This is a genomic window from Delftia sp. Cs1-4, assembly GCF_000214395.1.
GTDB classification, from domain to species: Bacteria; Pseudomonadota; Gammaproteobacteria; order Burkholderiales; family Burkholderiaceae_C; genus Comamonas; species Comamonas acidovorans.
Genome location: NC_015563.1, coordinates 2,327,936 through 2,353,306, shown reverse-complemented (window position 1 = coordinate 2,353,306; position 25,371 = coordinate 2,327,936). Strand labels below are relative to the sequence as shown.

Genomic DNA, 25,371 nt, shown 5'->3' with positions numbered 1-25,371 from the left:
ACAGTGTCCTTATGGGGTCCTCGCCATCCGCGGACTGCGGCAACTGCAACCAATCATGACCACCTCAAACACTGTGACGCTCTACGGCATTCCCAACTGCGACACCGTCAAGAAGGCCCGCGCCTGGCTTGCCGACCAGGGCATCGCCTACGAATTCCACGACTTCAAGAAACAGGGCGTCCCTGCCGCGCAACTGCCTGCCTGGATGCAGGCCGTGGGCTGGGAAAAGCTGCTCAACCGCCAGGGCACGACCTGGCGCAAGCTCGATGCCGACACCCAGGCCGGCGCCCAGGATGCGGCCGGTGCCGCAGCCCTCATGCAGCAGCAGCCCAGCGTCATCAAGCGCCCGGTCGTCCAATGGCCGCAGGGACGCATCACCGTGGGTTTTGCGCCCGACGCCTGGGCAGAGCTGGCCCACGAGGGCAAGCGCTAACACTGCCGTCAAGCCTGGAACAGCTTATTACGTGGATTTACGCGGCCGCAAACTGCTTTTCGGGCCCGAGGAATACACTTGCATGGAGCCTGGCAGGAAGTACCGCCAGCGCAACAGGAGTGCAATCATGAAATCCCTGGTTCTTTTGACGCTGGCGGCCACGACCGCCACCGTAGCCCTGGCCCAGGAGCAAGGCCGGGTGCTTTCCGTGACCCCGGTGACGCAACAGGTGGCCGTGCCCCAGCAGGTCTGCCGCGATGAGAACGTCTACTCGGGCCAGCGCAGCACCTCGGGCGCGGGCGCCGTGCTGGGTGCGCTGGCGGGCGGCGTGGTGGGCAACGCCATTGGCCACGGCGGCGGACGCGCTGCGGCCACGGCAGCCGGCGTGATTGGCGGCGCCATGCTGGGCAACCAGGCTGAAGCCTCGGGACAGCAGCCCCAATACCAGACGGTGCGCAACTGCACTACCCAGACCTACTACCAGAACCGCGCCGTGGCCTACGACGTGGTCTATGAGTACGCGGGCCGCAACTACACGACGCGGACCGCCACGCCGCCTGGCGACTGGATCGCACTGAGCGTGCAGCCCGCCGCCAACAGCGGCGCCTACGGCAGCAATGGTTACTACAGCACCAACCAGCCGCCCCAGGCCGCGTACTCCACCACGCCCGTGCCGCCGCCCGTGGTTTATGAAAACAATTACTACGACGGTGGTTACTACCCGGCCCAGCCGGTGCAACCGGTGTATTCGGCCGGTGACTATGTGGCGCCCGTGGTGATTGGTGCAGCCCTTGCTGCCGGCGTGTACTACGCCTCGCGCCCCAGCTATCACGGCTGGCGCGGCGGCTACCGCCATGGCTGGCGCCGCTGAGGCCGCCATGCGCTCGCCCCGCAAGCCCCGACAAGGGGCTTTTTGCATGGCGGCGGCCAGCACGTACGGGCAGCGGCCGGGTGCTGGCCTAAAATGGGCGGTTTAGTCCACCCTCTGCCCAGCTTCCATGACCACCGAAACCATCTCTGGCATCACCCTGACCACCAAGGCCAATGTCTATTTCGACGGCAAATGCATCAGCCACGGCTTCACGCTGGCCGATGGCACGAAGAAGTCTGCCGGCGTGGTGCTGCCCAGCCAGCTGACTTTCGGCACGGCCGCTGCCGAGATCATGGAATGCGTGGCCGGCTCCTGCGAGTACAAGCTCGACGGTTCGGACCAGTGGCTGACCTCCAAGGCCGGCGAGTCCTTCCAGGTGCCTGCGAACTCCAAGTTCGACATCCGCGTGACCGAGGCCTACCACTACATCTGCCACTACGCCTAAGCGCCTGAGCGCCTGAGCGCCTGAGCAGACCGACGCATTCGACCTGACGGCGCCCAGGCGCCTTCCGTGTTTTCCGGCAGCCGCGTCCCGCACGCCAGCCGCCATCGTTATTGAGAGAAGCATCGTATGGAAACCATCCTGCAAAACGTTCCCGTCGGCCAGAAGGTCGGCATCGCCTTCTCGGGCGGCCTGGACACCAGCGCTGCCCTGCGCTGGATGAAGAACAAGGGCGCCCTGCCCTACGCCTACACGGCCAACCTGGGCCAGCCCGACGAGGCCGACTACGACGAAATCCCCCGCAAGGCCATGGAGTACGGCGCCGAGCAGGCCCGCCTGATCGACTGCCGCTCGCAGCTGGCTGGCGAAGGCATTGCCGCCATCCAGGCCGGCGCCTTCCACATCTCCACGGGCGGCATCACCTACTTCAACACCACGCCCCTGGGCCGTGCCGTGACCGGCACCATGCTGGTGGCCGCCATGAAGGAAGACGACGTCAACATCTGGGGTGACGGCTCGACCTTCAAGGGCAACGACATCGAGCGCTTCTACCGCTACGGCCTGCTGACCAACCCCGCGCTGAAGATCTACAAGCCCTGGCTGGACCAGACCTTCATCGACGAGCTGGGCGGTCGCGCCGAGATGTCGGCCTTCATGACCAAGGAAGGCTTCGGCTACAAGATGAGCGCCGAGAAGGCCTACTCGACCGACAGCAACATGCTGGGCGCCACGCACGAGGCCAAGGACCTGGAGTTCCTGAACAGCGGCATCCGCATCGTCAACCCCATCATGGGCGTGGCGTTCTGGAAGCCCGAAGTCGAGGTCAAGGCCGAGGAAGTGTCGGTGACCTTTGACGAAGGCCGCCCCGTGGCCATCAACGGCAAGGAAATCGCCGACCCCGTGGAGCTGTTCCTGGAAGCCAACCGCATCGGCGGCCGCCACGGCCTGGGCATGAGCGACCAGATCGAGAACCGCATCATTGAAGCCAAGAGCCGCGGCATCTACGAAGCCCCCGGCATGGCCCTGCTGCACATCGCCTACGAGCGCCTGGTGACCGGCATCCACAACGAGGACACCATCGAGCAGTACCGCATCAACGGCCTGCGCCTGGGCCGCCTGCTGTACCAGGGCCGCTGGTTCGACCCGCAGGCCATCATGCTGCGCGAAACCGCCCAGCGCTGGGTGGCCCGCGCCGTGACCGGCACCGTGACGCTGGAACTGCGCCGCGGCAACGACTACTCCATCCTGAACACCGAATCGCCCAACCTGACCTACGCCCCCGAGCGCCTGTCGATGGAAAAGGTCGAGGACGCGCCCTTCAGTCCCGCCGACCGCATTGGCCAGCTGACCATGCGCAACCTGGACCTGATGGACACGCGCGACAAGCTGGCCATCTACTCCAAGGCCGGCCTGCTGTCGCTGGGCACCAGCACCGCCCTGCCCCAATTGGGCGGCAAGGAATGACCTACACCCCCTGAGCGGCTGACGCCGCTTCCCCCTCTCTACTCGCTTCGCGAGGGAGGGGGACGACGCCCTCGCTGCGGGGCGGCCCTTGCTCGGCGTCCCTGGCATGGGACGCGCCCGCCAAGCACGCGACGCCATGGGCCAAAAATCGCACACTTGCATCCCACAAGCCGCCGCAAGGCGGCTTTTTTTACGCCCCTGCTACCAGCGCGCGCCCTCGAAGCGCTGCACGAGAAAATCCAGCAGCGCGCGCACGGCCACCGGCAGGTGGCGGCGGGAGCTGTACAGCGCATGCACGGTCAGCGGCTGCGGGCGCCAGTCCGGCAGCACCAGCTCCAGCTGGCCGGCCTGCAGCATGGGCTGGACCAGGTAGGTGGGCTGGAAGGCGATGCCCGCACCCTCGACGGCGGCGGCGGCCAGCACGGTGGCTTCGTTGGCGTTGAACCAGGTGGTGACGGCGATCTGCTGCTCATCGCTTTCATCGTCACGCCGCGCCAATTGCCAGACATTGCGGCCCACGCGCATATGGCCCAGGCAGCGGTGGGCCTGCAACTGGGCCGGTGTCTGCGGCCGCCCTGCCGCGTCCAGGTAGGCGGGCGAGGCCACCAGCACCGATTCGCACACGGCCAGCGGCCGGCCGATGAGTGCGGCGCCCGGATCGGCGCTGATGCGTATGGCCAGGTCGATGCGCTGCTGCACCAGGTCCAGCGCGCCGTCGTCCACCAGCAGGTCGATCTTGAGGTGCGGGTGCAGCCGCATGAACTGCGCAATGGCCGGCGCCATCTGCGCATGGCCGAAGGACATGCTGCAGGTCACGCGCAGCAGGCCGCGCAACTGGCTGTCGCCGGCGCGCATCTCGCCTTGCACCTCATCGGCCAGGGCCAGCATCTGCTGGCTGTAGCGCAGGCACTGCGCACCGGCATCGGTGAGCGAGACACGGCGCGTGGTGCGGTGGAGCAGGCGCGCGCCCAGCCACTGCTCCAGCGACTCCACATGGCGCGTGGCCATGGCACGCGACAGGTCCAGCCGCTCGGCCGCCGCCGTGAAGCTGCCGCATTCGGCCACCGTGGCAAACACCTGCATCGCCAGCAATCGGTCCATGGATCTGCTCGATTTCTGCAACAAACAAGCGCATATTCTGCGGTTTATCTGCTCGATTTCAAAAACTAAAGTACGACACATGGCAGCACGGCGCTGCCACCCGTTTTCTGTCTTGTGCTTTTTTCAAAGGAAATCGTCATGCTTCGCACCACCGTGCTTTCGCTCACCCTGGCCCTGTCGGCCGGCCTGTCCCATGCCCAGGCGCCCGCCCCGCTGCAGATGAAGGTCTACCAGGCCGACGAACACAGCTTTGCCGTGACCTCCACCCTGATCACCGGCGCCAAGGAGGCCGTGGTCGTGGACAGCGGCTTCACCCGCGCCGACGGCCTGCGCATTGCCGCCAATGTGCTGGACAGCGGCAAGCAGCTGACCACCATCCTCATCAGCAATGCCGACCCCGACTACTACTTCGGCGCCGAGGTGCTCAAGAACCTGTTCCCGCAGGCCAAGGTCGTGGCCACGCCCGCCGTGCGCGAGAAGATCGAGTCCAAGCTGCAGGGCAAGCTGGCCTTCTGGGGCCCCAAGATGGGCGCCAACGCACCCGGCAAGCCGGTCCTCCCCGAAGCCCTGCAGGGCAATACGGTGACCGTGGACGGCCAGACGCTGGAGCTGCGCGGCACCACCGGCCCGCTGGCCCACCGCCCCTATGTCTGGGTGCCTGCGCTGCAGGCCATCGTCGGCAACGTGGGCGTGTTCGGCAACCTGCATGTCTGGACGGCGGACACGCAAAAGAGCGCCGAGCGCAAGGCCTGGCTGGCGCAGCTGGACGAGATGCAGGCCCTCAAGCCCGCCGTCGTCGTGCCCGGCCACATGCAGGCCGGCACCGCCATGGACGCCAGCGCCATCGCCTATACACGCGACTATCTCCAGCGTTTCGAGGCCGCCGCCGCCAAGGCCGCAAACAGTGCCGAGCTGAGCGGCGCCATGAAGCAGGCCTACCCGCAGGCCGGCATGGCGCTGTCGCTGGACATTGGCGCCAAGGTGAACAAGGGCGAGATGCCCTGGTAAGCAGGCACTTTCACAAAAATCCTCATGGAACCTGCATGCTGCGGCCTTGATCCAACGAATTGCCGCCCTCATTCTTCGTGGCGGCAGGAGGTGCAGCCATGAAATACATGAAGCATTGGCAGGACCCGATCAATGTCCTGCTGGGAGCCTGGTTGGCGGTCTCGCCCTGGGCGCTCGGGTTCCAGGACCAGATGGCGCCCACGGCCAATGGCGTGGTCATCGGCCTGGCGCTGATTGCCGCTGCGCTGGGGGCCATCTTCATGCCCCGCGCGTGGGAGGAATGGACCGAAGGCCTGCTGGGACTGTGGATGGTGATCTCGCCCTGGGTGCTGGGCTATGCGGGCCAGATGGATGCCATGCGCAATGCCGTGGTGTCCGGCGTGGTGGTCATGGTGCTGGCGCTGTGGGTGCTGATGACCGACAAGGACTACATGAGCTGGCGCAGCAGCCACTCCGCCCACTGAAGCGCTAATACAAAGCAAGCAAAGCGGCCCGCAGGCCTCCATGGTCTGCGGGCCGCTGTTTTCTTGAGGCCGTCGATCGATCAGACCACGACGGGCTCGGGCTCCAGGCGGATGCCGAATCGCTCGTAGACGCTGGTCTGTATCGCGCCGGCCAGCGTCATGACCTCGCCGCCGGTGACGCTGCGGTCCACGCTGTGCCGGTCGCCCCGGTTGACCAGCACCAGGGCCTGCTTGTCATACACCCCGGCGCGGCCCATGGATTTGCCCTTCCAGCCGCAGGCATCGATCAGCCAGCCGGCGGCCAGCTTGATGGAGCCGTCGTCCATGGGGTAGTGCACGATCTTGGGCTCGCGCGCAATGATGTCGGCGCACTGCTCGGGCGTCACCGTCGGGTTCTTGAAGAAGCTGCCGGCGTTGCCGATCTGATCCGGATCGGGCAGCTTGGCGCGGCGGATCTCGCAGACCCAGTCGAAGATCTGGCGGGCCGTGGGCTCGGCCACGCCGGCCTCGGCCTGGCGGCGCTGCAGGTCCAGGTAGCCCAGGCCGGGCTTCCAGTCCTTGGGCAGGGCCAGGCGCACGCGCGTGATCACGGCGCGACCCTTGAGGCCCATGCCGCGCGGCGGCACGCCGCTCATGCGCGCCCGCGCCACGGGCGTGGGTTCGGCCGGGGCGTGCTTGAACACCGAGTCGCGGTAGCCGAAGGCGCATTGCGCGGCATCCAGCGTGAAGGATTCACCGGTGGCCAGGTCGATGGCATCCAGCGACTCGAAGCGGTCCTGCAGCTCCAGCCCGTAGGCGCCGATGTTCTGCACCGGCGATGCGCCCACGGTGCCGGGAATCAGCGCCATGTTCTCCAGGCCGCCATAGCCCTGCGACAGGGTCCAGGCCACCAGGTCGTGCCAGCGCTCGCCGGCACCGGCCTCGACGATCCAGTGGCGATCGGTCTCGCGCAGCAGGCGCATGCCCGCTATCTCCATCTTGAGGACCACGGGATCGACATCGCCCGTGATCACCACGTTGCTGCCGCCGCCCAGCACGAACACGGGCTGGCGGCCCCACAGCGGATCGGCCAGGAAATGGCGAATATCCTCATCGCTGCGCACACGCACCAGGGTGTGGGCACGGGCGGCGATGCCGAAGCTGTTGCAATGCTGCAGCGGAACATTTTTCTCGACTAACATCAGCCGGATTGTCGCACCGCGTCCCCACGCCTCCGGCACCGTGCCCGCATCGCCCGGTCCCGCGCTGCGATACTTTTTCAGAACATTTACAGGAAATATTTGCCATGCCTTCTTTTGACACCGTGTGCGAAGCCGACTTCGTCGAAGTGAAGAACGCCGTGGAGAACACCGCCAAGGAAATCGGCACGCGCTTCGACTTCAAGGGCACCTCGGCCGCCATCGAACTCAAGGACAAGGAAATCACGCTGTTCGGCGATGCCGACTTCCAGCTGCAGCAGGTCGAGGACATCCTGCGCAACAAGCTGACCAAGCGCAGCGTGGACGTGCGCTTCCTGGACATCCAGAAGGCCCAGAAGATCGGCGGCGACAAGCTCAAGCAGACCATCAAGGTCAAGAACGGCATCGAGGCCGAGCTGGGCAAGAAGCTGCAAAAGCTGATCAAGGACAGCAAGCTCAAGGTGCAGGCCGCCATCCAGGGCGACGCCGTGCGCGTCACGGGCGCCAAGCGCGACGACCTGCAGGCGGCCATGGCCCTGATCCGCAAGGACCTGGCCGACCATCCCCTGTCCTTCAACAACTTCCGCGACTGATCGCCCGGCATCCGCCCCTCCATCACAAGCCCCATGCGCCACCTACGTGCCGTACTTCTGAGCCTGGCCGGCGTGGCCGTGCTGGCTCCGCCACCGGCGACAGCGCAGTCCGTGGCACTCCGCGGCGTGCTGGGCAGCAAGGCCCTGCTGGTCATCGACGGCGGCACGCCGCGCGCGCTGGCGGCCGGCGACAGCCTGCAGGACGTGCGCGTGCTGCAGGTATCGGGCGACACGGCCGAGGTGGAAATCAAGGGCCGCCGCCAGACATTGCGCCTGGGCGAAGCGCCCATCAGCCTGGGCGGCCGGGGCGCGGCAGCGGGCGATCCCGCGCTTGGCCGGCGCGTGGTGCTCAAGGCCGACAACCGGGGCCATTTCATCGAACGCGGCCAGATCAATGGCAAGACCATGGTCTACATGGTGGACACGGGCGCCAGCTCGGTAGCCATAGGCCGGTCCGACGCCGAACGCATGGGCCTGCCCTTTCTCAAGGGCCAGCCCGTGATGATGCGCACCGCCAACGGCGACGCCCAGGGCTGGAGCCTGCGGCTGGACTCGGTGCGCGTGGGCGATGTCGAGGTCTTTGGCGTGGACGCCGTGGTCGCCCCTCTTGCCATGCCCTATGTGCTGCTGGGAAACAGCTTTCTGGCCCACGTCCAGATGACCCGCCAGGGCAGCGAGATGGTGCTGGAGCGGCGCTGATGCGGCCTGCACGCGCCCCGTTTTCCGCACCCCGCCACCGATGAGCCGACGCCCCGACGATTCCTACGAAGACCTGCTGGGCCTGTGGTCCGACCTGGAGGCCGCGCTGTCCGTGTTGCTGTCCGCGCCGCTGCAGGTGCAGGGCTTCCTGGTCAAGCTGCAGCAGATCGACCTGTGGCTGCAGGAGTTGATCGCCCACGACAGCGATGCCGCGCTGTACCTGATGTTCCAGCGCGCCTGCTCCTCCACCGTGGGCTACAGCGCCTCCCATGCCCTGGTCTGCGCCTGCCTGTGCCATGTGCTGGCGCGCGAGCTGCGCCTGAACGAGACCGAGCACCGCACCCTGGTACGCGGCGCGCTGACCATGAACATCGGCATGAACGCGCTGCAGGACGAACTGGCGCTGCAGCGCGAGCCGCTGACCCCCGGCCAGCAGCAGGCCGTGCAGCGCCATCCGCTGCAAAGCCAGGCCCTGCTGGCGCGTCTGTTCGTCAACGACGCGCTGTGGCTGGAACTGGTGGCCCGCCACCATGAAGCCGTACCTCAGCAGCCCTTGGCCACACTGCCCCCGGTGCAGCGCCTGGTGCGCATCCTGGGCACGGTGGACCGCTACGCGGCCCTGATCAGCCCGCGCAAGTCACGTGAAGGCCGCAGCGCCGCCGAGTCGCTGCGCGCACTCACCCAGCAGCAGCGCTACTCCGACGAGGTGGGCTTTGCGCTGGTGCGCGCCGTGGGCCTGTGCCCGCCCGGCACCTACGTGCGGCTGGACAACGGCGACATCGCCGTGGTGCTGCGCCGTGGCGAGCCGCCGCAGCCGCCGCTGGTGGCCAGCGTGATCGGCGCCGACGGCGCCAGCCTCTACCCGCCCGTCATCCATGAAGGCGAGGACGGCCCCCGCATCCGCTCGGCACTGGCGCGCGCCGCCATCACGCTGGAGCTGGACCCGCGCACGCTGGCGCAGCTGGGCGTGCTGGCCGCACGCGGCAGCCAGTCGCTGTACCGCATGGTGCAGGTGCCGGGCAACATCTGAAGCGCCTGCCACGCGCATGTGGCCACCGCGAACAGCCTCAGGTCCGCGCTCCGGCCCACAGGCCCGCATGGTGGCCGCGCGTGAAGGCCTCTTCCAGCACCGAGTAGCCCGCCCAGTCGGAATGCGCGAACCACAGGCGTCTCGTGCCCGGCGTGGGCAGTAGGGCCACGCGCTCGCCGGCGCACTGCGCGCTGCGGCCCCGGTGGTGCGACTGCAGCGCCACCTGGCTGAGCAGTTGCTGGTCGCCAGGCCGGGGAATGGCCATGGCGTGGCCGTAGCGCGTGATCTCCATGCGCGTGGCCTTGTGCAGCAGGTCGGGATGGGGGACGAGCAGGCTGCCGACGATGCGGTCCCGCCAGAAGCCGAAGGGCTGGCCCAGCAGTTGCGCGCGCCCGTCAGGCCAGTCGCCCAGCGCCTGGTAGTAACTGAGCACCGTGGGCCGGGGCGTGAGCCGGTCCAGGCCCTGGTGGCCCGCGTCCACGTAGCCCAGACCGCCCGCATTCGGATCGGCAAACAGCACGTTGTCCCAGGCCGGATCGGCGCCGGGCCGGTCGGCCAGCGGCCGCTGCAGATGGATGTTGGCCACCAGCCAGGGCGCCCAGTCCAGCCGGCCCGCCACCGCGCGCAGGAAATCCGGCGCATCGCGCACCACGCGTGCCGCGATGAAGCTGGGCAGGGCCACGACGCAGCGCGCGGCCAGCCAGCGCTCGTGCTGCTGGCGGCCATGGTGGTAGACGTCGATCTCCACACCGTCGGCACCTTCGGCGATGGATAGCACGCTGCAATCCGTCTGCAGGTCGGTGGAGCCCAGCCCTGCCACCAGCTGCTGTGACAGCCAGCCATTGCCCTGGGGCCAGGTCAGCACGGCGTCGCCGGCCTCTTCTGCCGTGCGCTCGTCCTGGCGGCGCGGGGCCGAGAAGCCATGGCGGCTGGCGAAATAGTGAATGCCTGCCCAAGCCGATACGCGCGCCAGGCCCGCGCCAAAGTCGTCGCGGCAGCAGTACTCCAGATACCAGATCAGTTGCGCATCATCGATGCCCTGGCTGGTCAGCCAGGCCTGCATGGTCTGGCCGTCCAGCGCGGCATGGGCGGCGGGCAGCCGGCTCTCGCGCTGCCAGACACGGATGGACGGCATGGCAAAGGCCGCCCTCTCCATCTCCTGGGCCACGCTGCGCGCAAAGAGTTCGTACTGCTCCAGCGTGCGCGGAGCCACGCCATCGACGGGCAGCAGGCCCTCATGCCAGGCGCCCTGCCAGAACAGGCGCTCCTGCGGGCTGTGGCACAAATGGCGCTCGTCGTACTGCCAGCGGCCCGCGCGGCGCTGGCGCAGGCCCAGGGCCTCCAGCCAGTCCTGCACCTCGGCCGCATCGTCGCCGGGCAGGGGCAGATAGTGGGCACCCAGCGGACAGGGCAGGCCCGCAATGCTGCCGCCCTGGCTGTTGCCGCCCATGGCCTGCTGCGTGTCCAGCAGGGCCACGCCCTGCACTCCCGCCAGCTCCAGTGCGCGCGCGGCGGCCAGGCCTGCCATGCCGCCGCCGGCAATCACCACCTTGGCACGGTGCACCACGGCCGGCGGCGGCAGCGCCAGGCCCTGGCCCAGGCGCTGCCAGAACGCGCGCAAGGCATGGCCGCGCTCCAGCGCCACGCCGCTGAATCCGCCGGGCAGGTCTTCAAGCCGCGGTGGCGTTGGCGTGCAGCCGGGCAGGCCCAGCCCCAGGGCTGCACCGCCCGCCAGGCCCTGCAGCCATTGGCGCCGGCTCCACAGGGGCGAGAGGCCGGTACTCAACGCTCCACCCTGCCCCATTCGCGCTCGTAGGTGTTGACCAGCACCTGGTTGGACAGGCGGTTGACCTCGGCCGGCACACGCGCCATGTCCAGCGGGAAGTCGAACATCAGCGCCATGGTCTGCGCGCTCAGAAAGCGCAGGCCCGCAGGCAGGGCATCGGGCTCGCGCCAAGGCCGGTGGCTGGCGATGACGAAGCCCCATTCGCCAAAGCTGGGCACATGGGCGTGGTAGGGCGTGGCCTGCAGGCCGATGGATTCGATGGTCTGCACCACGGTCCAGTAGCTCTTGCGTGCAATCAGGGGCGAGGTGGTCTGCACCACGGCGTAGCCGCTGGCCGCCAGGCGCTTGTCCAGCAAGGCATAGAAGCTGTTGGTGAACAGCTTGCCGATGGCGAAATTGGTCGGGTCAGGGAAATCGACGATGACCACGTCGAAGGTCTCCCCGCCCTGCTGCAGCCAGTGGAAGGCATCGGTATTGAGGATGTGCACGCGCGCATCGCTGAGCGCTTCGCCGTTGAGCCGGCGCAGCATGGCGTTGTCCTTGAACAGGTCCGTCATGGCCGGGTCCAGCTCCACCAGGGTGACCGACTCCACCGAGGGGTACTTGAGCACCTCGCGCACGGCCATGCCGTCGCCGCCGCCCAGCACGGCCACGCGCTTGGGCGCGCCATGCGCGGCCATCACGGGGTGGACCAGGGCCTCGTGGTAGCGGTACTCGTCGCTTTGGGCGAACTGCAGGTTGCCGTTGAGGTACAGCCGCGCGCCCTGGCGCCCCTGCGTCACCACGATGCGCTGGTAGGGCGAGCTGCTGGAGAGCACGATGCGGTCCTGGTAGAAATGGTCGTCGGCCAGGCGCGTCAGATGGTCGGCGCCCCAGATGCCCGTGCCCAGCAGGGCCAGCACGGCCGCGCAGGCCAGGGCATGGGCGCGCGGGCGCCGCAGCTCATGCCGAAACAGCAACAGTGCCCAGACCGCCACCGCCGCATTCATGAAGCCGAACAGCAGCCCCGTGCGCACCAGGCCCAGCTTGGGCACCAGCAGCAGCGGAAATGCCAGCGACACGGCCAGCGCGCCCAGGTAGTCGAAGGTCAGCACCTGGGACACCAGGTCCTTGAGCGTCACATTGCGCTTGAGGATGCGCATCACCAGCGGAATCTCCAGCCCCACCAGCGTGCCCACCACCAGCACCATGCCGTACAGCAGGAACCGGAACGCGCCGGGCGCGTAGGCATTGGCAATGAACAGCGTGGCCGGCAGCGCGCCGCCGACCAGGGCCACCATCAGCTCGATGCGCAGAAAGTGCGCGGGCAGATGGTCCTCGAAATAGCGCGAAAGCCATGAGCCGATGCCCATGGCGAACAGGTAGCTGCCGATGATGGTGGAGAACTGCAGGACCGAGTCGCCCAGCAGATAGGAAGCCAGCGCACCCGCAGCCAGTTCGTAAAGCAGGCCGCAGGCCGCGATCACGAAGACGCTGACCAGCAGGGCGATGTCGATGGGACGCGCCGGCTGCGCGCCGGCAAGAGGGGCTGAGGTTTGCACGGCCGGTATTGTGCGCGATGCGCCCCTTCCCGCGTGCAACGGACACCGTGCAAAGCAGGAAGGAGCGCAGCGCCTCGGGCGCCGCCGTCAGAACTGGTAGTTGGCGCTGACCAGAACGCTGCGCGGTGCGCCTGGCATGGAACTGGAGCGCCAGTACTGCTTGTCGAACAGGTTGGACAGCGCCACGGTCACCGTCCAGGCGTCCTGGCGCCAGCCCACCAGCGCATCCCAGCGCGTGTAGCCGGGCAGGAGGGCCGTGTTGGCGGCGTTGGTGAAGCGGCTGCCCGTGTAGGTCACGCCGACTTCGCCGTACCAGGGTCCCTTGGGCGCATAGCGCAGGAACAGGTTGCCGTTGCGCTTGGCCGTGTCACGCAGGTACAGGCCCACGTTGGCGGGGCTTTGCGCGTCTTCAGCCACCTTGGCCTCCATGAAGGCCACGCCGCCGCGCACATACCAGGAACTGGCCACGCGGCCCGCCGCGCTGAACTCGATGCCGCGCGAACGGTCCTTGCCCCGGATGGCCCAGGTGTAGGGATCGTTCTCGGGATCGGGACGGTAGCGGATGTTGTACTTCTCCAGCTGGTAGACGGAGACCTGGGTGGACAGCGCACCGCCGAGCCAGTCGCTCTTGACGCCGACCTCGGACTGGCGCGAGTACTGGGGCTCGTCGTCCGGCACCGCGCCGACAGCGGTTTCCACGGTCAGGATGCCGCGGCCGCCATAGGGCGAGTAGCTCTTGTTCCAGGACGCATAGAAGCTGTGCTCACGCACCGGCTGCCACACCACGCCCACGCGCGGGCTGAAGCCGTTGCCGTCGGTCTTGCGCGTGAGGTTGGCGATCTTGTTGGTGCTCTGGAAGTCATAGCTGTCGTAGCGCAGGCCCAGCAGCAGCTTCCACTGCTCGGTCAGGCTGACCAGGTCCTGCATGTACAGCGCCTGGCCCTTGCCCTTGTGATAGTTGTCCTGGGTCGGCTTGCCCTGCGCCGGACGGCTGGGCCAGACGATGGGCTGGAACGGATCGTAGGAGAAGGTGCTGCCGGGCTGGCCGACGCGCGGCGCGCGCTCTTCCTCGCTGGCCTCCAGGCCCACCAGCAGGTCGTGCTTGATGCTGCCCGTGCTGAACTTGCCCGTCAGGTCCAGCGTGTTGGACAGCGTGGTGTTGCGGGTCTGCTGCCAAGCGTAGTTGGGCGTGATCTTGCCGGTCGCGGCGCGGTAGGTGCCGGCGAAATAGTGGTCGAAGTCCTGGCTGGCCTCGCGCTTGCTGGCCACCCAGCGCAGACTCCAGCGGTTGTTGAAGTCATAGGACAGGTCGGAGCGCAGCACGCGCAGGCGGTCTTCCACGTAGTCGCCAGGCGCCGCGAAGCCCTTGCGGATGGAAACGCCGGCCGGCAACTGGTCATAGACCGGGCCGCGATCGGGCACGCGCCAGACGTTGTCATAGGTGTACTGGCCGGTCCAGCGCCATCCCGTGCGGGTGTCCACCAGGATGCTGGGCGAGACCATCTCGTTGCGGTTGCGTATGCCTTCGCGGAAGCTGTGGGCCTGCTCGCGGTCGGCCGTCAGGCGCACGGCCACGTTCTCGTTGAGCACGCGGTTGATGTCGATGGTGCCGCCCACGTTGTCCCAGGAGCCGCCGCGCAGCGTGATGCTGCTCTTGGCGTCGAAGCGCGCCTGCTTGCTCACCATGTTGACCACGCCGCCGCCCGCGCTGCGGCCATAGAGCACGGAGGCCGGTCCCTTGAGGATCTCGATGCGCTCCACATTGGCCGTGCTGCGGCGCACCTGGCCGCTTTCGCGCACGCCGTCGCGGTAGATGTCGCTCTCGTCGGCCTTGAAGCCGCGGATGTACACGCCCTCGCCACGCATGTCGTAGGTGGTGTTCACGCCCGGCACGCCGTCCAGCATGGTGGCCAGGTCGTTGATGCCGTAGCTCTTGTATTTGTTGACCTCCAGCGTATCGATGGTCTGCGGGATGTCCTTGGGCGCCAGGTAGGTCTTGGTCGCCGTGGTCACGCCTTCGGGGCGCACGTCGTCAGGGTCGTACTGGGAGGCGTTGACCTGCAGCGTGGGCAGGGTGTGGGCCTGTTGAGGCTGCGTCTGCGTCTGCGTCTGCGTCTGCGTCTGTGCCTGGGCCGGATCGGCAGGAACGGCTGGAGCGGCCTCCTGGGCATGGACCGCGCCCGCCAGCGCGGTGGTGATGATGCCAGCGGTCACACCCGCTGAAAGCCTTGCCCTGCGGGCGGCTTGATGGTCTGTCATGGAAACCCTCTCTTCGAATGAAGGGGGCGATTCTATTTAGAATGCAAACGAATATCATTTGCAAACTCACTATCAACAAGGAATTTGTTGCGACGCAGCAACGCCGCCATGCGCAGCGCAGCCGCACCTTTTCAGGCGGGCTGCGTGTCGGCGGGAGATGGGGAGTGCAGGGGGGGCCAGGCGGCCCCGTTCAGTGGATGGCGGCAGCGACGATGATGCTGATGCCCAGGCACATGGCGGCCACCACCATGGCCAGCGCCTTGTTGTGCTTCTCGACGATCTCGGCCCACATGTCCACGGGCGTGATCTTGTCGATGATGATGAAGCACAGCCAGAACACCACCACGCCCACCAGCGCATAGAGGATCGAGCCGAAGAAGGCGGCGGGGTTGAACCAGTCGAAGTTCATGATCAGTTTCTCCGTTGTTTACTTGTGGCTGCCGCCCGAGGTGTAGCCACCCCAGGAGCCGCCGCTGCTGCGGGTGTAGCTGTTGCAGTTGGGATCGGTGTTCGGGTTGCAGTTCGGGCGCGACATGCAGCCGCGCAGCATGACGAACACCAGCCACAGGATGACCACGCCGATGACGATGGTCCACAGGCCGAAGCGGCTGCCCGACATCACGCCGACCTGCGAGCGGTCCCGCAGCTGCTTGAGGCCGAAGGCCGTGGCCAGCGTGGTGGCCGAGACGGCGCTGCCATGCGACCAGGTGGTCTCGCCGTTCTCGGTCTCGCTGGCCAGGAAGGCCTTGTTCTGCGCGCCTGCGCTCACATAGTCCACATTGCGCGTGGTCTGGCCGCGCTGCACGGGCCAGTAGAACTCGCCCAAAGCGTAGGTGGTCTCGGCCGTGTAGCGCGATTCAAGCTGGTACTGCCGGCCCATGTACTTGGCCGTGCTGCGGTTCTTGGAGAGCTTGGGCACGCCCGTGGTCACGCGGGCCACGCTCCAGCCATCGGAGGAATCGACCAGGAAGGCGAAGCCGGCCTTCTGGCTGAACAGCAGGTATTCCTCCCAGCCAAAGCTCTCGTCGTCGCCGGCCTCCTCGCCCATGCGGTGCTGAAAGCCCACCACCTGCCATTGCAGGCCTTCCAATGCGCCCTTGCTGCCCAGGGGGATGGCGGGGCGCACGGGCTCGTTCTGTTCGGCATAGGACAGTTCCTTGCCAATGCCCTGGCTCAGGTCCACCAGCGATCCACAACTGGGGCAGCTCAGGCTCTTGGTGGTGGAAAAGCGCACAGGCACCACGGCGCCGCACTTGGGGCAGTTGAAATGCCGGCCCTGCTCGCCCTTGATCGAGGCGCCGTCGCGCAGGCCCTGCAGCCTGAGGTCGTCCAGCACCACGCGTTCGCCCAGGCTTAGCGCAGGCGGCTGGGCCGAGAAGTCCACGGACAGGACCTGGCCCTGCTCGCTGCGCAGCTCCACCAGCCGGTACGGCGTGCCGGGCTCGGGAAGCTGCGCCAGTTCGCCCTGGGCCGATACCAGCCGCGCGTTCTGCACGCTGCTGACCGTGAAGCTCTTGCCGCCGAGCACGCGCTGCGAGCCCAGCAGCCAGTCGGAGGCCTTGAACGGCCCGTTGCGCAGGGCCTCGGCCTCCCAGGGCCAGGACCAGACGAACTGGCCGTTGTCCTCGCTCAGAAAGCCCAGCGCACCATCGCTGAACGCGGCCACCCATTCGCTCCAGGCGCCCGCCTCGCTCTTGAGCTGCAGCCGCCCGACCAGGGTGAAGTGCTCGGGCTTGCCGTTGCGCAGCATCTGGCCCGTGGCGCCGATGCGCAGGGGGCTGTAGTCCTCGAAGACCTCGGCCATGGAGCCGCGGCGCTGCAGCACATCGCCCTGGCGCACCACGGTGCTGCGGCAGAACTCGCAGACGGCGTAGCTGGCCTGGGCGCTGGAAAATTCCACGGGCGCGCCGCAGCCGGGGCAAGGTGCGCGGTAGACGCGCTGCGATGGACTCGATGCCATGTGGGAAGGTCGTCAGTGGTGAGAGGGCCTGGAGCGCGGCTGGCCGGCCACGCCATTCACGCAAGCTGCGCCCGTGGAGCGCAGCGCGGCGGCGGCGGTCAATGCGGCTTGCCTTTGGCCGTGCCGGGCTTGGCCGCGGCGGCTGCCGGGTCGGCCTTCTTGCTGCCCAGCCTGGATTCCTTGCCGGCCATCAGGCGCTGGATGTTCTCGCGGTGGCGCCAGATCAGCAGGGCCGCCATGGCGACGATGGCGGCGGCAATCGGCGTCTCGGCATACCAGACCACGCCACTGCACAGGAGGTAGTAGACGGGGGCGAACACGGAGGCCACCAGGGCCGCCAGCGAGGAATAGCGGAAGAACACGGCAATGATCAGCCAGGTCAGCGCCACCGCCAGGCCCAGCCAGACGCTGATGCCCAGCAGCACGCCCAGGGCCGTGGCCACGCCCTTGCCGCCCTTGAAGCGGAAGAACACCGGGTACAGGTGGCCCAGGAAGGCGGCCAGCGCCACCATGGCCACCGTGCCGTCGCCCAGGCCGAAGCGGCTGCCGAACCATTGCACCAGGGCCACGGGCAGCCAGCCCTTGGCCGCATCCAGCAACAGGGTCACGGCTGCGGCCGCCTTGCTGCCGGAACGCAGCACATTGGTGGCGCCGGGGTTGCCGCTGCCGTAGGTGCGCGGATCATTCAGGCCCATGGCCCGGCTGACGATGACGGCGAACGACAGCGAGCCGATCAGGTAGGCCGCCACGGTGGCGAGAAGGGGGTAGAGCGCGTTCAATTGAAGTCCTTGGCCGGTCTGTGGAGCGCCGGCGCGCGATCCGGCCGGCCATGATGGCCCGCCCTCCCTGATCGCCGACACATGTTTTTCATCAGGACCTGCGCGAACCCGTTGGAGGCGGTGGCCGCCTTCCCGTGTGCGCAAGTCATGTTCATTTCTTCAGGGCATCTATTCTGCCAGCGCGCAGTGCACGGGCCGTGCATCCAGCAGCTGCACGCAGACCTGCGGGTCCAGCTGCACCAGAAAGCCCCGGCGCCCGCCGTTGATGGCGATGCGCGGCAGCGCCAGGATGCTCTCTTCGATATAGACCGGCATGTCGCGGCGCGTGCCGAAGGGCGAGGTGCCGCCGACCAGGTAGCCGCTGTGGCGGTTGGCGACTTCGGGCTTGCAGGGCTCCACGCTCTTGGCGCCGATCTGCCGTGCCAGGTTCTTGGTGGAAACCTTGCAGTCGCCGTGCATGAGCACGATCAGCGGCCTGGCGTCCTGGTCCTGCATCACCAGGGTCTTGACCACCATGTGCTCGTCCAGGCCCAGGCTGGCCGCGCTGTGCTCGGTGCCGCCGTGTTCCAGGTACTCATAGGGGTGCTCGGTGAACTCCACCTTGTGGGCGCGCAGCAGCTGCGTGGCCGGTGTCTCGCTGACATGAGAGTTTTTCTTGGACATGAATTTTTTATCGTTTTACAATAATTTTTTATCGATTCATCAATACAAGGCTGTGCCATGAACTATACGCCCCACGCCGCGGGAAACGCCCTGAGGCGCCACTCCCAGGCGGCGCGCATCCTGATTGCCCTCGGTGCCGTCGCGCTGCTGGCCCTGCCGGCAGCCGCCCTGCTGTCGCCGCAAGATCTTTCGGGCCAGGCGGAAGGCCTGCTGGGCATGCCGCCCGGCCAGCCGCTGGACATGGCTGCGCGCTGGCGCACCGCACTGGTCAGCCTGCTGCCCGTGGGCTGCGGCCTTTATGCGCTGCGCCAGTTGTGGACACTGTTCGGCGAGTATCTGCAGGGCCGTGTCTTCGGCCAGCAGGCGCAGCACGCCCTGATGCGCTTTGCCTGGACGGTGCTGGCGGGCGCGCTGGCCCTGCCCTTCACGCGCGCGCTGATGTCGGTGGCGGCCAGCATGGGCAATCCGCCGGGGCAGCGCTTCGTCACGCTGGGCCTGTACTGGCACGATGGCCTGCTGGTCCTGCTCGGCGTGGTGCTGGTCTCCATCGCCCATGTGATGCTGCAGGCGCGGCGCATCGCCGACGAGAACGCGGGATTCGTCTGAGCATGCCCATCATCGTCCACCTCGATGTGATGCTGGCGCGCCGCAAGATGCGTTCGCGCGAACTGGCCGAGATGGTCGGCATCACCGAACAGAACATTTCACTGCTCAAGAGCGGCAAGGTGCGCGGCGTGCGCTTCGACACGCTGGAGCGCATCTGCGAGGCACTGCAGTGCCAGCCCGGCGACCTGCTGGAATGGGTGGCAGGGCCCGAGGCTTGAGCAGCGGACGGCTGCGACTGATCGCGGGCCTGCTGCTGTCGCTGCTGCTGCACGGGGCGCTGCTGTGGCAGGGTCTGGCCCCGGACATTGCGCGGCCCGGCACCGGGCAGGCCGAGGCGCACCGCCTTCAGGTGGTCTGGGTCGAGACGCCGACTTCGACGCCGACGCCGGCCCCCTCTCCTGCTCCAGCGGCTGCCCGGCCCGGACCGGCGCCCGCGTCCCCGCCTACGCGACGGCCGGACACCGCCGCCGTCGCACCGCCTTCAAGGCAAGGCGCAGGGGCTGCAAAGGCCACGGAGCAGGCCGCGACAGCCGCCGCGCCGCAAGCGCCTGTCCCCGCCGACACCGAGGCCGTCCCGGACACCGCGCGCAGCGCCAGGGCCATGGGCCGCCTGCTGGACTCGGCCGCAGGCCGCGAGGCCGTGCAGTCGGCGGCCCGGCAAGGCCTGGTCAGGCCCCAGATCCCTGCGCAGCGCGAGGACCCGCTGGCCAGCGGCATGCGCGAGGCCGCCCAGGGCGATTGCATGAAGGGCGAGTTCAAGGGCGGCGGCATGGGCCTGCTGAGCCTGCCCATGCTGGCGGCCGCTGCGCTCAAAGGCGAGTGCAGCCGCTGAAGGCGCGGGGCCGAGGCCTATTGCGCAGGGCTGAGGCCTATTGCGCAGGGTCGCGCACTTCCCAGCGGATGGCGTCGATGGCCGACAGCAGTTCGGGCGACAGTTGCGTGCCCCAGGCGTTCAGGTCCTCATCGAGCTGGGCCACCGAGGTCACGCCGATGATGGTGCTGGCCACCTGCCACTTGGTGTAGCAAAACGCCAGCGCCAGCTGCGTGGGCGTCATGCCATGCTCGCGCGCCAGCGCGTTGTAGCGGCGCGCGGCGGCCAGGGCTTCGGGCCGGCCCCAGCGCTGCTTGCGCACGGACTCGTAGCGCGCAATGCGTGCGGCCTGCGGCGCTGCGGGATCGGTGGGTGCATGCACGTCGAACTTGCCCGTGAGCAGGCCGAAGGCCAGCGGCGAATAGGCCAGCAGTGACACGCCCAGGCGGTGGCAGCTTTCGTCCATGCCGTTTTCCCAGCTGCGGTTCAGCAGGCAGTAGGCGTTTTGCACCGAGGCCACGCGCGGCAGGCCGTGCTGCTCGGCCAGGCGCACGAATTCGTGCACGCCCCAGGGCGTTTCGTTGGACAGGCCGATGTGGCGCACCTTGCCTTCACGGACCAGGCGGCCCAGCGCCTCGAGCTGCTCGTGGATGCCGGTCTGCGAGCTTTCCTTGGCCGGGTCGTAGTACAGCTGGCCGAAGGCCGGCACATTGCGCTCGGGCCAGTGGATCTGGTAGAGGTCGATCACGTCCGTGCCCAGGCGGCGCAGGCTGCCTTCGCAGGAGGCGGCGATGTCGGCCGCCGTCATGCCCTTGCCCTCGCGCACCCAGGGCATGCCCCGCGAAGGACCGGCCACCTTGGTGGCCAGCACGACCTTGGCGCGCGCGCCGGGGCGCTGGGCGAACCAGCGGCCGATGATGGTTTCGGTGGCGCCGCAGGTTTCGGCGCGTGCGGGCACGGCATACATCTCGGCCGTGTCGAAGAAGTCCACGCCGCGCTCCAGCGCGCGGTCCATGATGGCGAAGGCCTCGGCCTCGCCGACCTGCTCGCCGAACGTCATGGTGCCCAGGCAGATGGGGCTGACTTGCAATGCGCTTTGACCGAGCGCCACCGGTTGCATGGAGGGGGAATTCATGGGCACCGAGTGTAGGGCCGCCCGTGTTTACCCTGACGACAGCGCGCCCACCCGGCCAGGGCCGGGCGGGCGCGCTGCGTCCGTCGGGATCAGGCGCCCTGCGGTGCCTCGGTCTGCAGCACGCCGCGGTTGATCTGGTCGCGCTCCATGGACTCGAACAGGGCCTTGAAATTGCCTTCGCCGAAGCCCTCGCGGTAGTTGCCCTTGCGCTCGATGAACTCGAAGAACACGGGGCCCAGCATGGGCTGGGAGAAGATCTGCAGCAGCAGGCGCGGCTGGCCGCCCTCGGTCGTGCCGTCCAGCAGGATGCCGCGTGCCTGCAGCTCGCCCACGGGCTGGCCGTGGCCGGGCAGGCGGCCTTCCAGGTTCTGGTAGTAGATGTCGTTGGGCGCGGTCAGCAGCGGAATGCCGGCCATCTGCAGCTGGTCGATGGAGTCCAGCAGGTTGTCCGTCAGCAGCGCGATGTGCTGGATTCCCTCGCCGTTGAACTGCATGAGGAACTCCTCGATCTGGCCGCCGCCCTGGCGCGATTCCTCGTTCAGCGGAATGCGGATCAGGCCGTCGGGCGCGGTCATGGCCTTGGAGGCCAGGCCGGTGTACTCGCCCGAGATGTCGAAGTAGCGGATCTCGCGGAAATTGAACAGCTTGCTGTAGAAGTCCGCCCAGTAGGTCATGCGGCCGCGGTAGACGTTGTGCGTCAGGTGGTCCACCACGTGGAAGCCGTGACCCTTGGGGTTGCGGTCCACGCCGGGCAGGAACTCGAAGTCGATGTCGTAGATGGACTTGCCTTCGTCGAAGCGGTCGATCAGGTACAGCGGCGCGCCGCCGATGCCCTTGATGGCCGGCAGGCGCAGCTCCATGGGACCCGTGGGGATCTCCACCGGCTGCGCGCCCAGCTCCAGCGCACGCTTGTAGGCCTGGTGCGCGTCCTTGACGCGGAAGGCCAGGCCGCAGGCCGAGGCGCCGTGCTCGGCCGCGAAATAGGCGGCCTGCCCCGGCTCATTGTTGATGATGAAGTTGATGCCTCCCTGGCGGTACAGCAGCACGTTCTTGGAACGGTGCTTGGCCACCAGGGTGAAGCCCAGCTTCTCGAACAGCGGCTCCAGCACGCCGGGCGCGGGCGACGCGAATTCCACGAATTCGAAGCCCATCAGGCCCATCGGGTTGTCGAACAGGTCTGCCATGGTTGGTTCTCCTTGAAGGTTTCAACGGGGGATGTGCGCGGGTTCCAGTACGGATTCCAGCACAGGCGTGGGACGTTGGCGGAACACGAGGCGATAGGCCCCGTAGACCACCAGGACCCAGATCGGAATGGCCAGCGCGGAGGACCGCACCGACGGTGTCAGCAGCATCACGCCCACCACCAGGGCCATGGCGGCCAGGCAGATGGCGTTGGTCAGCGGCGCGGCCGGTGCGGGAAAGCCCAGCACGGTCTTGCGCGCCACATGCGCCCGGCGAAAGCGCCAGTGCGCCACGATGATGATGGTCCAGGTGATCACCAGGGCCGCCACGATCAGCGACATCAGCAACTCCAGCACGCCGGCCGGCGCCACATAGTTCAGCACGATGGCCAGCGCCGTGAAGATGGCCGGATAGACGATGGCCCGCACCGGCACGCCGCGGCGGTTGACCTGCATCAGCGAGCGCGGCGCATTGCCTTCGCTGGCCATGCCGTACAGCAGGCGGCTGTTGCTGTAGACCATGCTGTTGTAGACCGACAGCGTGGCCGTGAGGATCACGAAGTTCAGCAGATGGGCGGCCGTGTTCTCGCCCAGGCCCGAGAACACCAGCACGAAGGGGCTGCTGCTGTAGGTGTCGCCGCCGGCCTTGAGCTGGCCCAGCAGGTCCGTCCAGGGCATCAGCGACATCAGCACGGCCATGGAGCCGATGTAGAACACCAGCACGCGGTAGATCAGCTGGTTCACGGCCTTGGGGATGACGATGCGCGGCTGGTCGGTCTCGGCCGCCGCGAAGCCCAGCATCTCCACGCCGCCGAAGGCGAACATGATGAAGGCGAAGGCCATCACCAGGCCGGACAGGCCGTTGGGGAAGAAGCCGCCGTGCGTCCACAGGTTGCGCACGGTCTGCTCGGGCCGGTCGGCGTTGGCCAGCAGATACACGCCCGCAGCGATCATGGCCAGCACGGCCGCGATCTTGATCAGCGCGAACCAGAACTCGAACTCGCCATAGGCCTTGACGTTGATGAAGTTCACGCCGTTGATCAGCACGAAGAACACCGCCGCCGTCACCCAGGTGGGTATGCCGGGCCACCAGAACTGGATGAACTTGCCTGCGGCCGTCAGCTCCAGCATGCCCACGAGCACATACAGCGCCACACAGTTCCAGCCCGCCAGAAAGCCCGCGAAGCGGCCCAGGTAGCGGTTGGCGAAATAGCTGAACGAGCCCGCGTTGGGCTCCTCGACCAGCATCTCGCCCAGGAAACGCATGATGAAAAAGATGATCAGCCCGCCAATGGCGTAGCCGAGCAGCACGGACGGGCCGGCCAGCTCGATGATGCCGGCCGAGCCCAGGAACAGGCCCGTGCCGATGGTGCCGCCCAGCGCGATGAGCTGGATATGGCGGTTCTTGAGCCTGCGCTCCAGATGGCCCTGCGAAGAAGAACTGTGCATCAAGGGGGCGCTCCGGCTCTCAGCAAGGCGCGCGGCGGCGCAGGGGTTGGAACACTTCGGTGGTCTTCACGGCAATGTCTCCTCGTGGGGTGCCTGTTGGAATGCGGGGCGTTGTGCGCCCCTTGTTGATGGGTATCAACTATAAAAAACAATAAATTATTATTTCTTGTAATTTATCCCTATGGACAAGCCCAAAAAGAAGGAGTAGCGAAGGCGATCGACGCATTGCCGCCCGCCATGCCGCACTGCGGCAACGGTTGAACGCCCGCAACAAACAAAAACAATCTACTATTATTTTTTTGCCCTCTGGAGCCCAGAACATGACGACGTCCGCCACGCAGCGGCGCGCACGCACGCCGCAGACCGAGCGTGTGGAGACAACGCAACGCAAGATCATCGACTCCGCCCTGGCGCTGCTGCGCGAGGGCGGCTTCAAGAGCGCCACACTGCAGGCCATCGCGCGTGGCGCCGATGTGTCGCTGGGCGCGCTGCAGCACCACTTCGAGAGCCGCGACGCGCTGATGGAGCGGCTGGTCATCGAGGTCATGGAGCCGCTGAGCGACCAGGGCACGGTCTGGCCCGACAAGGCCCTGCCCCTGCGCGAGCGTGCACAGACCTTCGTCACCCTGGCCTGGGACAACATCTTCGGCGCGGCCAACTACCAGGCAGCCTGGAGCATGTTCTTCGGCTGCAAGGCCTCCCCCTCGCTGTTCGACCGCGTGGACGCGCGCCGGGTACATGTGGACAGCGTGTTCTACACCCGCTTCCTGGACGTCTTCCCCGAGATCGCGGCCCACCATCCCCGTCCCCAGGGCTTTGCGGCCATGGCCTTCGCCATCCTGCGCGGCACCGGCGTGCTGGAGCTGTTCGAGGTGGGCGAGCAGGAGCGCCAGGGCAGCCTCGATGCCCTGGTCGAGGCCATCGTCCAGGCAGGCACCCCTCAGGCCGGCGGCGGCGGCGCCGCCTGAACCTCGGTCAGCCCCCAGACCCTGCGCAGTTGCGACAGCGTGGCCACCAGGGCCGGATCGTGCTCGGCCTCGCGCGGGTGGATGAAGCCCAGCTGCGCCGACACGCGCGCATGCGGCCAGATGGCCACGCAGCCATGCTCGGCCGCGGCCAGGGCGCGGTCCTCGCGCAGCAGCGCCAGGCCCAGGCCGGCGCGCACCAGGCTCTCGGGCGCGGCGGCGGCATCGCTTTCCACGATCTGATTGGGGCTCAGCCCCTGGCGGGCGAACAGCGCCAGCAGCAGGGCCTGCTCATGGTGCTGCGCGGGCGCGCCGATCCAGGGCAGTTGCGCCAGGTCCTTCCAGCCCGATTGCAGGACGCGCTCGCGCAGCGCGGGCGGCGCCGCCACGCGGTAGTGCAGTGTCTGCAGCACCAGCGCGCCCAGGTCGCGCGGCATGTGGGCGCCGATGTAGAACGCGCCCTGCAGGCCGCCGGCCGCGACCTGCGCGCGCAACTCCTCGGCCCAGCCCTGGCGTGTCTTGATGTCCAGCAGCGGCAGCGCCTCCACCAGGCCATGCAGCAGCGAGCCCAGGCGCAGCGCCTCGGGGTCGGCCACCGTGCCCAGCAGCAGCTGGCCGGTGATCTCGCCCTGCAGCTCGCGGGCCTGGCCCTGCAGGCGTCCTGCCGCATCCAGCACCTGCCGGGCGGGCTCCATCAGGGCCTCGCCAGCCCGCGTGAGGCTGATGCGGCCCGGGCGCCGGTCGAACAGCGCCACGCCCAGCTCCTCCTCCAGCGCCTTGATCTGGGCCGTGATGGCGGGCTGCGTCAGGTGCAGGGCCTCGGCCGTGCGCGTGACGCTGCCCAGCGTGGCCGCCGTGACGTAGGCGCGCAGCTGATACATCTCCATGGGCGGCCAGCCTAGCGCAGGCGCCAGGGCCTGCGGCCCGGGCAGGCCCGGGTTTCAGGGAACATC

The 25,371-nt window shown here is 67.8% G+C and carries 26 protein-coding genes; 13 read left to right on the top strand and 13 right to left on the bottom strand.

All coding sequences use genetic code 11. From position 1 onward, the window contains the following. Positions 1 to 55: 55 nt before the first annotated feature. From DELCS14_RS10435 to argG, 4 genes are all read left to right on the top strand, one after another. Positions 56 to 433 (top strand): ArsC family reductase, encoded by a 378-nt coding sequence (locus DELCS14_RS10435; protein WP_013801585.1) that lies wholly within the window; start codon positions 56 to 58, stop codon positions 431 to 433. A gap of 127 nt (positions 434 to 560) precedes the next feature. Further along, a complete protein-coding gene (locus DELCS14_RS10430) occupies positions 561 to 1,304 on the top strand; it encodes a glycine zipper 2TM domain-containing protein (protein ID WP_013801584.1) in 744 nt (247 codons plus the stop codon). A gap of 127 nt (positions 1,305 to 1,431) precedes the next feature. After that, complete coding sequence (locus DELCS14_RS10425) at positions 1,432 to 1,749, top strand: pyrimidine/purine nucleoside phosphorylase (RefSeq protein ID WP_012206574.1); 318 nt, start codon at positions 1,432 to 1,434, stop codon at positions 1,747 to 1,749. Positions 1,750 to 1,875: 126 nt separating this feature from the next. Further along, positions 1,876 to 3,210 (top strand): argininosuccinate synthase, encoded by a 1,335-nt coding sequence (argG, locus tag DELCS14_RS10420; protein ID WP_013801583.1) that lies wholly within the window; start codon positions 1,876 to 1,878, stop codon positions 3,208 to 3,210. A gap of 201 nt (positions 3,211 to 3,411) precedes the next feature. Here the strand turns inward: argG and DELCS14_RS10415 are convergent, their stop codons facing one another. Continuing rightward, positions 3,412 to 4,311, bottom strand: a complete 900-nt coding sequence (locus tag DELCS14_RS10415) for a LysR family transcriptional regulator (RefSeq protein WP_012206576.1) — start codon at positions 4,309 to 4,311, stop codon at positions 3,412 to 3,414. A 138-nt stretch (positions 4,312 to 4,449) separates the two neighbouring features. Between DELCS14_RS10415 and DELCS14_RS10410 the strand changes: the two genes are divergently transcribed. Together DELCS14_RS10410 and DELCS14_RS10405 are read left to right on the top strand one after the other, a co-directional pair. Then, positions 4,450 to 5,319 carry an MBL fold metallo-hydrolase gene (locus tag DELCS14_RS10410; RefSeq protein WP_013801582.1) on the top strand — a complete coding sequence of 290 codons (870 nt, stop codon included), beginning with the start codon at positions 4,450 to 4,452 and terminating at the stop codon, positions 5,317 to 5,319. Positions 5,320 to 5,417: 98 nt separating this feature from the next. Continuing rightward, positions 5,418 to 5,783 carry an SPW repeat protein gene (locus DELCS14_RS10405; protein WP_013801581.1) on the top strand — a complete coding sequence of 122 codons (366 nt, stop codon included), beginning with the start codon at positions 5,418 to 5,420 and terminating at the stop codon, positions 5,781 to 5,783. A gap of 80 nt (positions 5,784 to 5,863) precedes the next feature. Here the strand turns inward: DELCS14_RS10405 and murB are convergent, their stop codons facing one another. Beyond that, entirely contained in the window at positions 5,864 to 6,964 is a 1,101-nt protein-coding gene (gene murB / locus DELCS14_RS10400) for a UDP-N-acetylmuramate dehydrogenase (protein WP_013801580.1), read from the bottom strand. A gap of 104 nt (positions 6,965 to 7,068) precedes the next feature. On the opposite strand from murB, the gene DELCS14_RS10395 reads away from it, so the two are divergent. From DELCS14_RS10395 to DELCS14_RS10385, 3 genes are read left to right on the top strand one after another with little or no spacing between them, the layout of a single operon-like run. Further along, positions 7,069 to 7,554 (top strand): YajQ family cyclic di-GMP-binding protein, encoded by a 486-nt coding sequence (locus DELCS14_RS10395; protein WP_012206580.1) that lies wholly within the window; start codon positions 7,069 to 7,071, stop codon positions 7,552 to 7,554. Positions 7,555 to 7,587: 33 nt separating this feature from the next. Next, positions 7,588 to 8,253, top strand: a complete 666-nt coding sequence (locus tag DELCS14_RS10390) for a retropepsin-like aspartic protease (RefSeq protein WP_013801579.1) — start codon at positions 7,588 to 7,590, stop codon at positions 8,251 to 8,253. 40 nt (positions 8,254 to 8,293) lie between these two features. Then, a complete protein-coding gene (locus DELCS14_RS10385) occupies positions 8,294 to 9,283 on the top strand; it encodes an HD domain-containing phosphohydrolase (protein WP_013801578.1) in 990 nt (329 codons plus the stop codon). A gap of 37 nt (positions 9,284 to 9,320) precedes the next feature. Here the strand turns inward: DELCS14_RS10385 and DELCS14_RS10380 are convergent, their stop codons facing one another. From DELCS14_RS10380 to ybaK, 7 genes are all read right to left on the bottom strand, one after another. Continuing rightward, positions 9,321 to 11,087, bottom strand: coding sequence for an FAD-dependent oxidoreductase (locus DELCS14_RS10380; RefSeq protein ID WP_013801577.1), 1,767 nt, complete (start codon positions 11,085 to 11,087; stop codon positions 9,321 to 9,323). Beyond that, the gene (locus tag DELCS14_RS10375; protein ID WP_013801576.1) at positions 11,066 to 12,610 is read right to left on the bottom strand and encodes a polyamine aminopropyltransferase; all 1,545 of its coding nucleotides are present in this window, start codon (positions 12,608 to 12,610) and stop codon (positions 11,066 to 11,068) included. Before DELCS14_RS10375 ends, DELCS14_RS10380 begins: the two co-directional genes overlap by 22 nt. An 87-nt stretch (positions 12,611 to 12,697) precedes the next feature. Then, positions 12,698 to 14,869, bottom strand: coding sequence for a TonB-dependent siderophore receptor (locus tag DELCS14_RS10370; protein ID WP_013801575.1), 2,172 nt, complete (start codon positions 14,867 to 14,869; stop codon positions 12,698 to 12,700). Between the two features lie 190 nt (positions 14,870 to 15,059). Continuing rightward, positions 15,060 to 15,278 (bottom strand): DUF350 domain-containing protein, encoded by a 219-nt coding sequence (locus DELCS14_RS10365; protein ID WP_013801574.1) that lies wholly within the window; start codon positions 15,276 to 15,278, stop codon positions 15,060 to 15,062. A gap of 18 nt (positions 15,279 to 15,296) precedes the next feature. Continuing rightward, on the bottom strand, positions 15,297 to 16,829 hold the full coding sequence (locus tag DELCS14_RS10360; protein WP_013801573.1) for a DUF4178 domain-containing protein: 1,533 nt from the start codon (positions 16,827 to 16,829) through the stop codon (positions 15,297 to 15,299). A 98-nt stretch (positions 16,830 to 16,927) separates the two neighbouring features. Then, a complete protein-coding gene (plsY, locus tag DELCS14_RS10355; RefSeq protein ID WP_013801572.1) occupies positions 16,928 to 17,608 on the bottom strand; it encodes a glycerol-3-phosphate 1-O-acyltransferase PlsY in 681 nt (226 codons plus the stop codon). Between the two features lie 168 nt (positions 17,609 to 17,776). Continuing rightward, the gene (gene ybaK, locus DELCS14_RS10350; RefSeq protein WP_012206589.1) at positions 17,777 to 18,271 is read right to left on the bottom strand and encodes a Cys-tRNA(Pro) deacylase; all 495 of its coding nucleotides are present in this window, start codon (positions 18,269 to 18,271) and stop codon (positions 17,777 to 17,779) included. Positions 18,272 to 18,328: 57 nt separating this feature from the next. Between ybaK and DELCS14_RS10345 the strand changes: the two genes are divergently transcribed. Genes DELCS14_RS10345 through DELCS14_RS10335 form a run of 3 tightly spaced genes read left to right on the top strand, consistent with a single transcriptional unit; the run spans position 18,329 to position 19,709 of the window. After that, positions 18,329 to 18,877, top strand: a complete 549-nt coding sequence (locus DELCS14_RS10345) for a DUF2975 domain-containing protein (protein WP_013801571.1) — start codon at positions 18,329 to 18,331, stop codon at positions 18,875 to 18,877. 2 nt (positions 18,878 to 18,879) lie between these two features. Then, positions 18,880 to 19,095: a helix-turn-helix transcriptional regulator gene (locus DELCS14_RS10340; RefSeq protein ID WP_013801570.1), complete on the top strand. Its 216-nt coding sequence runs from the start codon at positions 18,880 to 18,882 to the stop codon at positions 19,093 to 19,095. Continuing rightward, positions 19,092 to 19,709 carry a hypothetical protein gene (locus tag DELCS14_RS10335; RefSeq protein ID WP_043795941.1) on the top strand — a complete coding sequence of 206 codons (618 nt, stop codon included), beginning with the start codon at positions 19,092 to 19,094 and terminating at the stop codon, positions 19,707 to 19,709. Before DELCS14_RS10340 ends, DELCS14_RS10335 begins: the two co-directional genes overlap by 4 nt. Positions 19,710 to 19,746: 37 nt before the next feature. Here DELCS14_RS10335 and DELCS14_RS10330 read toward each other — a convergent pair whose 3' ends face one another. The 3 genes from DELCS14_RS10330 to DELCS14_RS10320 form a co-directional block, all read right to left on the bottom strand. Then, a complete protein-coding gene (locus tag DELCS14_RS10330; RefSeq protein WP_043795938.1) occupies positions 19,747 to 20,808 on the bottom strand; it encodes an aldo/keto reductase in 1,062 nt (353 codons plus the stop codon). 104 nt (positions 20,809 to 20,912) lie between these two features. After that, complete coding sequence (hppD, locus tag DELCS14_RS10325) at positions 20,913 to 22,007, bottom strand: 4-hydroxyphenylpyruvate dioxygenase (RefSeq protein ID WP_013801567.1); 1,095 nt, start codon at positions 22,005 to 22,007, stop codon at positions 20,913 to 20,915. 21 nt (positions 22,008 to 22,028) lie between these two features. Then, on the bottom strand, positions 22,029 to 23,453 hold the full coding sequence (locus DELCS14_RS10320) for an amino acid permease (RefSeq protein ID WP_013801566.1): 1,425 nt from the start codon (positions 23,451 to 23,453) through the stop codon (positions 22,029 to 22,031). 320 nt (positions 23,454 to 23,773) lie between these two features. Here DELCS14_RS10320 and DELCS14_RS10315 point away from each other — a divergent pair, with 320 nt between their 5' ends. Beyond that, entirely contained in the window at positions 23,774 to 24,421 is a 648-nt protein-coding gene (locus tag DELCS14_RS10315; RefSeq protein ID WP_013801565.1) for a TetR/AcrR family transcriptional regulator, read from the top strand. On the opposite strand, the gene DELCS14_RS10310 is transcribed toward DELCS14_RS10315, so the two are convergent. Next, positions 24,394 to 25,305, bottom strand: a complete 912-nt coding sequence (locus DELCS14_RS10310; protein ID WP_013801564.1) for a LysR family transcriptional regulator — start codon at positions 25,303 to 25,305, stop codon at positions 24,394 to 24,396. The genes DELCS14_RS10315 and DELCS14_RS10310 overlap by 28 nt on opposite strands. Positions 25,306 to 25,371 lie beyond the last annotated feature (66 nt).